An 11,507-nucleotide genomic window follows, 5' to 3' on the forward strand; every position below is an offset into this window, starting at 1 on the left:
CGAGTCTCTTATTTAAATCGTTCTTCTAAATCGCGTAACCTAGCGTCTAAGCGCTCGGTGCTGTCTCGCAGCGCACTGACTTCATCGCTGAAATGCATAACCGCCAATTTATGAGCGGCGATTTTTTTCTCTTCCACCATGGCATTGCCAACTACGCTGCCAGCATCCGTTAGCATAGACATCACTTTTTGATGCAGCGCCTTAATGCTTTTTACACTTTGGTGAGCGAATACATCGCTGGTTCTAACGGCAAGCAATTCTTCCACATCGATATCGAGGTTTTGAAACACGCCGCTTACCTGTTGCGCCACGCCAAGCTCACCCTCTAAATAAAGTGCTTTTTGTTGAATAAGACGAGTTAGCTGACTGGTTTCTCGCAGTTCAGGTAAGGTGTCTAGAGAAGTTTTGATACAGCAGTCTTTTGGGCCAAGTTGCGCCTTCACAGATTCAAAATCGTCGTGCTCAATTAGCACATCAACTCGGTCTGAAAATACCAACGTAATGCCAAAGGGCATGGGAGATAAGAACGCGATTAACCGCGAACCGTTGAGCTCTGCCAACCTTGACTCACTTTCACTATCTAGAGCCAATACCTTGTTGATAGATTGTTCTAGCGTGGCCGCAAAAAGTGCTGATGCTGGCATTAAAATTTATACCCACGATGCAGTGCAACAATGCCACCTGTTAAATTTTGATAATCACACTGTTCAAACCCTGCTTCTTCAAACATGCCTTTAAGGGTTTCTTGGTCTGGGTGCATACGAATACTCTCGGCTAAGTATTGATAGCTTTCTGCATCATTTGCTACGAGTTGCCCCATTTTTGGCAGCAAATGAAAAGAGTACATGTCGTATAACTTGCTAAGCTGCTCAGACGTAGGCTTGGAAAACTCTAAAACAAGCAGCCGTCCACCAGGCTTTAACACGCGAAAAATTGAGTTAAGCGCATTTTGCTTTTCAGTAACATTTCTAAGGCCAAATGCCATAGTCACTACATCGAAGTGATTATCTGGAAAAGGCAGCGCTTCGGCATCAGCCTGCACGTAATCGATGTTGCCAACGAGGCCGCGGTCGCGCAGCTTATCTCGCCCAACCTGCAGCATAGATAAATTAATATCGGCCAAGGTAACTCTGCCAGTGGGACCTACTAAGCGACTGAACTTCGCGGTAAGGTCACCCGTGCCGCCTGCAATATCAAGCACCTTATTTCCAGCGCGTACGCCTGAACAATCAATCGTGAACCTTTTCCACAAACGATGCACGCCCATAGACATTAAATCGTTCATCACATCGTATTTCGCGGCTACAGAATCGAATACATTGGCAACTAAAGACGCCTTTTGTTCTTTCTCTACCTGCTTAAAACCGAAATGGGTGGTTTGTTCGTTTGATGACTCCACAGATGATGGTTCTACGGGCGTAGATGAAGCCTGATTGTCGCTCATGACATTCCTATTGCTAACTGTATTTCTTAAACCTGAAGTGTATAGGATTGTGGTGGCAAGCAAAAGCCTTAAACCACTCGTGAATTCGTGCCCCAACTAAATGCCACAACAGCACTTATCTCTTGTAGTGAACGACCGCTCTCTTCGTGCCAACGAGCGAATGCGGCATTCGCCGCTGTTAAACTTTTTTTAGATGTAATACCGCCATCGATAATATCGTTTTTACGTAAGTAGTCTTCTACATCGCGCGAAAATAAGAAGGTATCAATGCCCAAAGAACGAAGCATATATGGCCCAGTATTTCCGCCTAGTCTAGCACCCCGTTTTTTTAAAAAAGCCCATAACTCAGTAATATTCTCAGGCTTAAAGGAAGCGACAAATCGCCCAAAACTACCGTGTTCAAGGGCCACGTCTTTTATCATTATAGCGTTGTCTCGCACTGTCATGACTTTTTTATAGTTTCTGACAATGCGCTTATCTGACGCTTTTTGCTCCAGCATTTCGTCTGGCATCAACAGTACTTTATCGATATCGAAGTCAAAGAATACCGTTTCAAAGTCGGCCCATTTGTTCTCTATCACGCGCCAAACGAAACCCGATTGGAACACTTTTTTCGTCATTGCGGCTAGAAAACGGTCGTCGGGAATTTTTGCCACTTTTGAATATGGCAACGGTGCCTGAAGCATTGCTTCAAGCACCATTTTCCCGCCTTTTCTTTCGCACGCTCGTCGATATATTGAATCAAACGACTCAGCCATTACTCGTTTTTTCCTTTTTTACTCTTTAGCTTACTTAGCCTTTTATACCGCTATGTCGCAGCAATGCATCAACCTTAGGCTCACGACCTCTAAAGGCAACAAATAATTCCATGGGTGCCTTACTCCCTCCCATTTCCAGAATATTCGATAGGAAAGCTTTACCCGTCTCGCGGTTGAAAATACCGTCTTCCTCGAATTTGCTGTAAGCATCGGCAGAGAGTACTTCCGCCCATTTGTAGCTGTAATACCCCGCAGCGTAGCCGCCTGCGAAAATATGTCCAAAGCCATTTTGGAAACGATTGAAAGAAGGCGGTATAGAAACAGCAACTTCATCTCTTACCGAGTCGAGAACACCTTGGACATCTACCGTGCTGCCTTTTTCACTGTGCAGCAAGAAATCGAACAAGCTAAATTCTAATTGCCTTACCATTTGCATAGCTGCCTGATAGTCTCGCGCTGCAAGCATACGCTCTAGCAGGTCTGCTGGTAGTGGTTCACCGGTTTCGTAATGCCCAGAGATAAAGTTCAGTGCATCTTCTTCCCAACACCAGTTTTCTAAAAACTGACTGGGTAATTCAACCGCATCCCACGGCACGCCATTGATACCAGACACACCAGCCACTTTCATTTTGGTCAGCATATGGTGAATACCATGTCCAAACTCGTGGAACAGCGTGACGACCTCATCGTGAGTAAACAATGCCGGCTTATCACCCACTGGCGCGTTAAAGTTACATGTTAAATAAGCGACCGGTAGCTGTAGTTCACCGCTTACCGTTTCACGACGTACACGGCATTCATCCATCCATGCACCGCCGCGTTTTTTTGCACGGGCATAAAGGTCGAGATAAAAACTGCCGCGAAGCACGTCAGCTTCGTCTGTAATGGTGAAATAGCGTACGTCTTCATGCCATGTATCAATGCCTGGCTGCTCAATAATAGATAAGCCATATAGTCTATGCACGACTTCAAACAGGCCAGACAGCACCTTATCTTCTGGGAAATAAGGGCGAAGCATTTCATCAGAAATGGTGTACTTTTCCTGTTTGAGCTTTTCGCTGTAATACGGCAAGTCCCAAGACGCAAGCTCGGTAACATTGTGCGTATTGCGAGCGTACGCTTTTACTTCGTCTAGCTCGCGCTCCGCTTGAGGTTTAGATTTCGCTGCCAGGTCGCGTAGAAAGCCGATAACCTGCTCTGTGGAATCTGCCATTTTTGTCGCAAGCGAACGCTCAGCATAACTTGAGAACTCAAGGAGTTCTGCAAGCTCAGTACGTAAAGACAAGATTTCTTTTATGATGTCAGTGTTATCCCACTTCCCTGCATTAGGTCCCTGATCAGAGGCCTTAGTCGAGTAGGCGCGATACATTTCTTCCCGTAACTCACGATTATCGGCATACAGCATGATAGGAAGGTAAGAAGGAATATCTAAAGTAAACAAGTAACCTTGAAGGTCTTTTTGATGAGCGGCTTGCGCAGCAGCTTCGAGTGCAGACTCAGGCATACCGGCAAGCTCAGACTTGTCAGTGATGTGTTTAGTCCACCCCATGGTGGCATCCATAACATTGTTAGAAAATGTTGAAGACAATTCGCTCAATTTAGCTTGGATCTCGGCAAAGCGCTTTTTCTGCTCGTCAGGTAATGCAACACCTGAGAGGGTAAAATCTCTCACTGCGTTATCGACCACCTTTTTTTGCTCGTCATTTAATTCGCCAAATTCCGCTGAATTCTGTAGCGTCACATAAGCATTGTACAACCCCTCGTGCTGCCCTACCCAAGTGCCATACTCAGATAATAATGGCAGACACGCATCGTGAGCTTCTCGCAACTCGTCACTGCTAACTACGCTATTCATATGAGAAACCGGAGAGAATATTTTACTCAATCGATCATCTATTTCTTCTAGTCGAAGCACCACGTTTTTGTAGCTATAGTCTTTTGAGGCGACTACTTCATCGATTTCTGTTTTACACGCCTTAATAGCGCGCTCAACGGCGGGTTTGATTGATGAGGCTTCAATGGCAGAAAATAACGGTAGACCATCGACTAGTTCAATTGCTGGGGTCGTCATAATATAATTACTCTTTATTTTATTTGCTTATTGAAGTGGGGATTTATCATTAAAACACAATACATAAGCGAGGCAATGACGCTCATACATTTTACGCTATAGCATCGGCATTCATACATTTAATACGCAGGCCCGCGGTCCTGTAGCGCAATTTGACTAATGGCTTAAGTACTTCTATTTTTGAGGTGAAGATCAGATTCGACAGCGATAGCATGTTAGCTCAAAAAATGGATGGCGCTCTCCTAGCGCAATACAAACAGCAGTTCAGCTCAACAGAGTGAATTCTTGAATCTCTTTTATTGACGAGATGCGAGATAAATTGGTGAGGACTGGTGTTAATTTAACCATTTTTGTTAAACGCAGAACCTTTACTGACGGCTTAGAAACCCGTTGATTGAAGAACGTTTGTGGCTGAAGAACATACTCTGACCAACAAGCATTTGTCGCAAATGTCACAACTAATCCTTTTGTCTACTTTGTCTTCTATTACATATAAAGCTATACTGCATAGGGAAATGAAGGGAGCCGAATTATGAAGACACTCACGTCAGGCGAAATAGCATCATACTGTGACGTAAATCTACGCACAGTTATCCGATGGATAGAAAACGGTAAACTGAAAGGGTTTAAACTTCCTGGCCGCGGAAATAATCGTGTGCTCGTTGAAGACTTTATCGAGTTCTTAGAGCGCCATGACATGCCTATTCCAGACGCTCTAAAAGGCGACGCAACCCCGTCGATCTTAATTGTTGACGATGAAATGCCCGTAGCGAAATCGATTCAGCGCGTCGCGCGTCGCGCAGGCTTCGAGAGCTATATCGCCACCGGAGGCTTCCAAGCCGGTATAATGCTTAGCCAGCATGAGCCAAAAGTAATGACGCTAGATTTAAGTATGCCTGGCATGGATGGCTACAGCGTTATCGACTTTACCCGAGAACAAAGTAAGTATAAAGACCTCAAAATTGTGGTTATATCGGCTCTTGACGATATTAGCCTTGAGCGAGCGTTAGAAATTGGCGCCGACGCCTCTCTTCAAAAGCCATTTTCTAATCACGACCTCACCATGGTACTTGAGCAATTCATGTCTATGTAAGGACAACGAGAAATAAGGAGAGTCTCTATGCTTCGCGTGCTTTGTTTACTGTTTGTGTTTTTAAGCTTGCTAGTAACACCTACTTTGCACGCACAGTCTCTTATTTTCGGCGTTGTTCCTCAGCAATCAGCGAAAAAAATGGTTAAGTCGTGGCAACCGCTTGTTGATTACATTAATAGCTATACGGGACTGCGTATCGAGTTCCAAACGGCTAAGGATATCCCCACTTTCGAAGCAAACCTTTCCAAGGGCAAATACGACATTGCCTACATGAACCCATTTCACTTTGTTGTATTCAATAGCACCGCTGGATATAAAGCCTTAGCAAAACAAAAAAACAAATTTTTGAAAGGCATCATAGTGGTGCACAAAGACAGTGAGATAACGTCGCTTGATGCGTTAAATGGTGCTGAGATTGCCTTTCCTGCACCGGCAGCTTTTGCCGCTACTATCGTAACAAGTGCCAAATTACGTAAAGAAAACATTGCGTTTATTCCTCGCTATGTCAACTCACATGACTCTGTGTATTTAAACGTAGAAAAGCAGTTTTTTAAGGCTGGGGGCGGTATCTATCGTACTTTGGGGTCTTCTTCTGCAAACACATCATTGCGAGTTCTTTGGGAAAGCCCAGACTACACGCCCCATGCAATCGCCACGCACCCAACATTAGGTGAGGACACTCGACAAGCTATTATCAATGCACTGCTATCTATATCCAGCGATGCTAGCAAAGCCCACATACTTAAAAATTTAGGACTAAATGGCTTTATTAGCGCTGACGACTCCCATTGGGACGACGTTAGAGCGTTGGGCATTTCTTCACTATCAAGGCCGCATTCGTAAAGGAGCTAGTATGCGCTTATCGTTAAGGACAAAAACAATAACTGGTGTAGCCTCTATTACCGCCGCACTGCTTTTTGTGTTGATAGTCACTATATTTCAATTCCTTAATGAACTAGTAGACAGCAGCGTTAAAAAATCAGCTAACACTTCTGCTGCCCTTTTTGTTTCAACGACAAAAAACGCGTTTTTAAGCTACGACTTGTCATCTCTTGATGCAGATGTGTCAGAAATACTGACCAACCCTAATATTGCCTATGTAAGAGTGAAGGACAAAAACGACCGCGTATTCGTGGAAAAAGGCGATGCTGCAGCGCTTAATGCCACCTTTAAACAAGATACATCAGCATCACACACCGACGATGGTATTTACGATACCCAAGCGCCAATTCAGGTAAACGGCACCTTATACGGCTACGTTGAAATGGGTTTAAATATTGCGTCTGTTACTCAGTCTGTATCACGGGTTAAAAACTGGACGCTAACACTCGCTATGTTAGAGTTCGTTTTAGTGGGGCTGTTATCCTATCTACTTGGTTCTTACCTAATGGGACAGCTTCAATCACTATTGAAAGGCGCAAAGCATTTAGGCGAAGCGGTTAAAGATAATAACTATCGAGATATCTTTGTTGAGGTAAGGGGCAAAGACGAGTTAAGCGAGTTGGCAGGCGCTTTTAACCACTTAGTCGAGCGGTTGAAAGAAGAAAGCGGTCAGCGGCAGCGGGTAGAAGATGAATTGAAAGAGCTTAACGCATTACTCGAAGAAAAAGTAAAAGACAGAACCGCTAAGCTCAATCAAAAGAATTTCCAGCTTGAAGAAGCTAATAAGGATTTAAAAGAAGCACAGGTGCAGCTATTACAAGCTGAAAAGATGGCCTCGGTGGGTCAGCTAGCGGCAGGTGTTGCTCACGAAATAAATAACCCCGTTGGCTTTGTGAGCAGTAATATTTCTACGTTGAACGACTATGTAGCAACCTACCAAATGCTTTTCGCGCAAATGAACAGTGTGATTAACGCCGAAGACGACGCCGCTAGAATCAAAGCCATTGCTGAGGTGGAGCAAAGCATAAAAACCAAAGATTTAGCCTTCATTAATGAGGATATTGGCGACCTTTTAAACGATTCTTCTGAAGGCCTCTACCGCGTTGCCGATATCGTAAAAGGATTAAAACTCTTCTCAAGAGTTGATAGCGATGACGTGCAGCTTCATAACATCAATGACTGTATTCGCACCACACTGGCCATGGTAAATAACCAGCTTAAATATATCTGTACTGTGGAGACCAACTTGGGCAACGTCCCTGCTGTGGCTATGAATGTTGGTAAAATATCTCAGGTAATTACTAATTTACTGATAAATGCAGGCCAGGCCGTCGAAAGTACAGGCAAGCATGGCAAAGTCACTATCTCATCTATTCGAGTAGATGAGTTTGTTGAACTGCGAGTAGAAGACACTGGATGCGGTGTTCCCCAAAGTCATCTCGATAAGCTCTTCAACCCGTTTTTTACAACTAAGCCAGAAGGAGAAGGCACTGGCTTAGGACTTTCTATCTCGTTTGGTATCGCGCAAGAACACGGCGGTTCGCTTAGCGTTTCGAGTAAAGAAGGTGAAGGCAGTTGCTTTACGCTAACCCTGCCCATTCCCAAGGACGATGACAACGACTCATGCACCATTGATTCAAAGGGCAGTTAGCCTAAAGGCGATTAACAGGATTACGTTTTATGACAGCATCTAACACAGAAACAGCAGTAACATACACTGTCTTATTCGTCGATGACGAACCTAATATTCTGCGAGCCATAAAGCGCGCGCTCTTCACTATGGATATTAATTTACTATTAGCGGATAGCGGCGCGAAGGCGCTGGAGTTAATGCAAAAACAGACTGTTCATGTGGTTATTTCGGATATGAAAATGCCGCAAATGTCTGGCGCTGAGTTGTTAGAACAAGTAGCAAAAACCTATCCTGAAACCTTTAGAGTAGTGCTAACCGGTTATGCTGACATTGAATCGACCATAAAAGCCGTAAATCAGGGCAAAATTCATCGCTACCTGCAAAAACCTTGGGATAATCAAGAATTGATCTCTGTCATCAATGAGGGGTTAGAGCGAGTTAAACTGAAAGAGGAAAACACTCGCCTGCAGAGATTGACTCGCTTACAAAATAAAAAGCTGAAAGATGTTAATGCTTCGCTTGAAAGTGTTGTTCAAAAAAGGACCCGGCAAATTAAGTTCGCGCTCAATAAGATTGAAAAACACAACCAAGCCATGGAGCAGGTGCTTTTCAACGTGATCAGTATAAACCCAAATATAAACGGTAAGTTTGCCATAGAGGTGAGCGAACTGGCGGCGAGAATAGCCACCATCGCACAACTCGAAAAAAGCGACATAAAGCAGGTAAAGTATGCAGGGCTAATATGTGAACTTGGCCAACTGGGTCTTCAGGTGGAAGACTTTGTCGCGCCATTTTCCAAATTAAAATACCAACAGCAGCAAAACTATTTGTCACAAACTAAGCAGGCTGCTCTTATTCTTGCTCCGGCAGAAGAACTGCAACCCATTTCAGATATCATTGAATTTCAGTTCGAACACTACAATGGGTCTGGCCTGAACAATAAAGTGGCTAAAGAAATTCCAGTAGGTGCGAGAATTTTGGCAATTTCAAGAGACTACTGGCGCTTAGTAACAGGCCGTATGACGGGGGTAGAAATGGCGCCTAGAGATGCAAAAGCTGAAATGAAAAAGCACCGTAATACGCGCTACGACGGTGAGTTTCTCGACCTACTATTGAGCGCAGATGATATTGGTGCATCAACGATACTTGATACCACAATGAAAGCATCTCAATTAAAAGAAGGGATGCAGCTGGCGCAAAACTTGTACAACGACAGCCACATTTTAATTTTGCCTGAAGGGCATATATTCAGCCGAGCGACAATACAGAAGCTTCAGCAGTTTGAAGAGGAACGAGGCAAACCATTTAGCATTCAAATAGAACCAGAAAGCCAACCTAATACTAAAAGTAACTAGTTGTTACATGTTTAGGCGTGTCAGAAAGCACGCCTTACATACTGCAATGCCACATTTGCCCAACACAGTTTAAAACGTAAGGGCTCTCTCATTATAGTGGTTTATCGCATACTTCTGGCACATGATGCGTTTTCGTGTGTTGTTGGAGTAAAATTCATGTGAGAATGGAAAAATCTGCTCTACATATTAAAAAGGCTTTTGTATGAAACATTTTGATTATATTTCTATTGGTGGCGGAAGTGGTGGTATAGCCTCAGCTAACCGCGCAGCGAAGCACGGTAAAAAAGCAGCGATCATTGAAGCGAAAGATATAGGCGGCACCTGCGTAAACGTAGGCTGTGTTCCTAAAAAAGCGATGTGGTATGGCGCACAAATCGCTGAAGCCGTGCACCGTTATGCCCCAGAATATGGATTTGATGTTTCGGTAAATCATTTTAGTTGGGATGGCCTTATTGCAAGTCGCCAAGCTTACATTGAGCGTATCCACGCGTCTTACGATAGGGTACTAACGGCCAACGATGTTGAATTGATTCACGGCTTTGCAAAATTTGTAGACAACAATACCATTGAGGTCAATGGCGAAACCTACACCGCCGATCACATTACTATAGCAGTAGGCGGTCGCCCATCTATTCCGGATATTGAAGGTGCGCAGTATGGCATCGACTCAGACGGATTCTTTGCCCTTAAAGAACAGCCAAAACGCGCTGTAGTAGTAGGCGCGGGCTATATTGGCGTTGAACTTGCGGGTGTACTTCACGCCTTAGGCACAGAATCTCATTTAGTAGTGAGAAAGCACGCCCCACTTCGCAATTTCGACCCTATTATTCACGAAACGCTTGTTGACATGATCAACACTGAAGGCTGCAAACTTCACACCTTTGCCAGCGTAGACAAAGTTGAAAAAGCAGACGACGGAGAACTGACGGTATTCTTATCTAACGGCGAAGAATTAAAAGCCGACTGCCTTATTTGGGCAATTGGTCGCGAGCCATCTACAGATAAAATTGGCCTTGAAAACACTGATGTTGAGTTAAACGACAACGGAACCGTTAAGGTAGATAAATACCAGAATACAACAGCAAAGAATGTTTATGCCGTGGGTGACATCACCGGCGAGGCAGAACTGACGCCTGTAGCCATTAAAGCTGGCAGATTGCTTTGCGAGCGTTTGTTTAATGGTCAAGACGACGCACATATGGATTACTCGCTTATTCCCACGGTTGTGTTTAGCCACCCGCCAATTGGCACCATTGGATTAACCGAGCCGGAGGCCATTGAAGCGCATGGCGAAGACAATGTAAAAACTTACACTTCAAGTTTTGCATCTATGTACACCGCAGTTACTCGTCATCGCCAAATGACAAAGATGAAGCTCATTTGTGCAGGCAAAGATGAAAAAGTAGTTGGCTTGCACGGTATAGGCCATGGCATGGACGAGATACTACAAGGCTTTGCGGTAGCGATAAAAATGGGCGCCACCAAAGCTGACTTCGATGCCTGTGTGGCTATTCACCCCACCAGCGGCGAAGAATTCGTGACAATGTAGTTATACTGAGGACGGTAACCGCTTCAGCTTAAGCCAAAAATACGCAAGTCTTGAAACCGATGGCTTTACACCAAAAGAGCCATCGATTTCAACTTAGAAAAACTCTACATCCAAGTACTCTTCTTCTTCAGCTTCTTCAACAACCAACTCAGCCACTTTAGCTTTCAGCTTCATCGAAATCTGGGTCAGCATATGACCATTCGCCGCAGTGGCGCGAAATACTATGTGGATATTAAAGACGGGCCGCTGGTATCTAGGCATCGCCCCTCTGTAGATGTGCTATTTCGCTCAGCCGCCAATACAGTTGCCAGTAACGCATCAGCAGTCATTTTGACAGGTATTGGGGATGATGGCGCAACAGCGACCCGCGCTATGCTGAAGACTGCTTCATACTATTCGCCCAAAATGCGAAAAAATATCATCTTCCACTGTCTGAGTTTCACACGCACATTGTTGGTGGCGGAAACATGTTAGACAACCGGGTTAACATTAATATTGATGATGCAGATAAAGACACTATTGGCGAACGCAATGCGCGCGTTGCCTTAACTTTAGCAGCTCAGCACGCAATGAATATTGTTAGTGTAGATGTGGGCGAGTTTGGCTACAGGCAGCTGCAATTTAACATAATTAAAGTCCAAACCGACATTCATCACTAAACGAAAGCGACTAGTCGCGTTAAGTTTAAGTTACGACTATGTTGTAACGTATGATAGAAATAA

Annotated in this window: 12 protein-coding genes; 7 read left to right on the plus strand and 5 right to left on the minus strand. The window is 44.4% G+C overall.

The genetic code is table 11. The features are described from left to right. Window positions 1–8: 8 nt before the first annotated feature. From CW735_RS17355 to prlC, 4 genes are all read right to left on the minus strand, one after another. Window positions 9–644 carry a ubiquinone biosynthesis accessory factor UbiJ gene (locus tag CW735_RS17355; RefSeq protein ID WP_071980745.1) on the minus strand — a complete coding sequence of 212 codons (636 nt, stop codon included), beginning with the start codon at window positions 642–644 and terminating at the stop codon, window positions 9–11. Then, window positions 644–1,444 (minus strand): bifunctional demethylmenaquinone methyltransferase/2-methoxy-6-polyprenyl-1,4-benzoquinol methylase UbiE, encoded by an 801-nt coding sequence (gene ubiE / locus CW735_RS17360; protein WP_071980746.1) that lies wholly within the window; start codon window positions 1,442–1,444, stop codon window positions 644–646. The genes CW735_RS17355 and ubiE overlap by 1 nt, the downstream gene beginning before the upstream one ends. A gap of 68 nt (window positions 1,445–1,512) precedes the next feature. Next, the gene (locus CW735_RS17365) at window positions 1,513–2,202 is read right to left on the minus strand and encodes a DNA-3-methyladenine glycosylase I (protein ID WP_071980747.1); all 690 of its coding nucleotides are present in this window, start codon (window positions 2,200–2,202) and stop codon (window positions 1,513–1,515) included. Window positions 2,203–2,236: 34 nt separating this feature from the next. Beyond that, on the minus strand, window positions 2,237–4,273 hold the full coding sequence (prlC, locus tag CW735_RS17370; RefSeq protein WP_071980748.1) for an oligopeptidase A: 2,037 nt from the start codon (window positions 4,271–4,273) through the stop codon (window positions 2,237–2,239). Window positions 4,274–4,805: 532 nt separating this feature from the next. Here prlC and CW735_RS17375 point away from each other — a divergent pair. The 5 genes from CW735_RS17375 to gorA all read left to right on the plus strand — a co-directional run bounded on the left by CW735_RS17375 (window position 4,806) and on the right by gorA (window position 10,785). Further along, a complete protein-coding gene (locus CW735_RS17375) occupies window positions 4,806–5,366 on the plus strand; it encodes a response regulator (RefSeq protein ID WP_071980749.1) in 561 nt (186 codons plus the stop codon). A gap of 27 nt (window positions 5,367–5,393) precedes the next feature. Further along, window positions 5,394–6,209: a phosphate/phosphite/phosphonate ABC transporter substrate-binding protein gene (locus CW735_RS17380; protein ID WP_100973023.1), complete on the plus strand. Its 816-nt coding sequence runs from the start codon at window positions 5,394–5,396 to the stop codon at window positions 6,207–6,209. A 10-nt stretch (window positions 6,210–6,219) separates the two neighbouring features. Further along, window positions 6,220–7,899 carry a sensor histidine kinase gene (locus tag CW735_RS17385; protein WP_100973024.1) on the plus strand — a complete coding sequence of 560 codons (1,680 nt, stop codon included), beginning with the start codon at window positions 6,220–6,222 and terminating at the stop codon, window positions 7,897–7,899. A 29-nt stretch (window positions 7,900–7,928) separates the two neighbouring features. Further along, window positions 7,929–9,236, plus strand: a complete 1,308-nt coding sequence (locus tag CW735_RS17390; RefSeq protein WP_071980752.1) for a response regulator — start codon at window positions 7,929–7,931, stop codon at window positions 9,234–9,236. Between the two features lie 202 nt (window positions 9,237–9,438). After that, on the plus strand, window positions 9,439–10,785 hold the full coding sequence (gorA, locus tag CW735_RS17395; RefSeq protein WP_071980753.1) for a glutathione-disulfide reductase: 1,347 nt from the start codon (window positions 9,439–9,441) through the stop codon (window positions 10,783–10,785). A gap of 93 nt (window positions 10,786–10,878) precedes the next feature. On the opposite strand, the gene CW735_RS19780 is transcribed toward gorA, so the two are convergent. Further along, window positions 10,879–11,046, minus strand: a complete 168-nt coding sequence (locus CW735_RS19780) for a hypothetical protein (RefSeq protein WP_198521022.1) — start codon at window positions 11,044–11,046, stop codon at window positions 10,879–10,881. Here CW735_RS19780 and CW735_RS20065 point away from each other — a divergent pair. Together CW735_RS20065 and CW735_RS17405 are read left to right on the plus strand one after the other, a co-directional pair. Continuing rightward, a complete protein-coding gene (locus CW735_RS20065) occupies window positions 10,978–11,259 on the plus strand; it encodes a chemotaxis protein CheB (RefSeq protein WP_100973025.1) in 282 nt (93 codons plus the stop codon). The genes CW735_RS19780 and CW735_RS20065 overlap by 69 nt on opposite strands. Next, window positions 11,175–11,444: a hypothetical protein gene (locus CW735_RS17405; RefSeq protein WP_100973026.1), complete on the plus strand. Its 270-nt coding sequence runs from the start codon at window positions 11,175–11,177 to the stop codon at window positions 11,442–11,444. Before CW735_RS20065 ends, CW735_RS17405 begins: the two co-directional genes overlap by 85 nt. The last annotated feature ends 63 nt before the right edge of the window (window positions 11,445–11,507 follow it).

This window comes from Alteromonas sp. MB-3u-76 (assembly GCF_002831605.1).
GTDB classification, from domain to species: Bacteria; Pseudomonadota; Gammaproteobacteria; order Enterobacterales; family Alteromonadaceae; genus Alteromonas; species Alteromonas hispanica.

Coding starts and splice junctions, on each gene's coding strand:
- CW735_RS17365 (WP_071980747.1), bottom strand. CDS start 2,202: ATGGCTGAGTCGTTTGATTCAATATATCGACGAGCGTGCGAAAGAAAA.
- prlC (WP_071980748.1), bottom strand. CDS start 4,273: ATGACGACCCCAGCAATTGAACTAGTCGATGGTCTACCGTTATTTTCT.
- gorA (WP_071980753.1), top strand. CDS start 9,439: ATGAAACATTTTGATTATATTTCTATTGGTGGCGGAAGTGGTGGTATA.
- CW735_RS17385 (WP_100973024.1), top strand. CDS start 6,220: ATGCGCTTATCGTTAAGGACAAAAACAATAACTGGTGTAGCCTCTATT.
- CW735_RS20065 (WP_100973025.1), top strand. CDS start 10,978: ATGACCATTCGCCGCAGTGGCGCGAAATACTATGTGGATATTAAAGAC.
- CW735_RS17380 (WP_100973023.1), top strand. CDS start 5,394: ATGCTTCGCGTGCTTTGTTTACTGTTTGTGTTTTTAAGCTTGCTAGTA.
- CW735_RS17375 (WP_071980749.1), top strand. CDS start 4,806: ATGAAGACACTCACGTCAGGCGAAATAGCATCATACTGTGACGTAAAT.
- CW735_RS17355 (WP_071980745.1), bottom strand. CDS start 644: ATGCCAGCATCAGCACTTTTTGCGGCCACGCTAGAACAATCTATCAAC.
- ubiE (WP_071980746.1), bottom strand. CDS start 1,444: ATGAGCGACAATCAGGCTTCATCTACGCCCGTAGAACCATCATCTGTG.
- CW735_RS19780 (WP_198521022.1), bottom strand. CDS start 11,046: ATGCCTAGATACCAGCGGCCCGTCTTTAATATCCACATAGTATTTCGC.
- CW735_RS17390 (WP_071980752.1), top strand. CDS start 7,929: ATGACAGCATCTAACACAGAAACAGCAGTAACATACACTGTCTTATTC.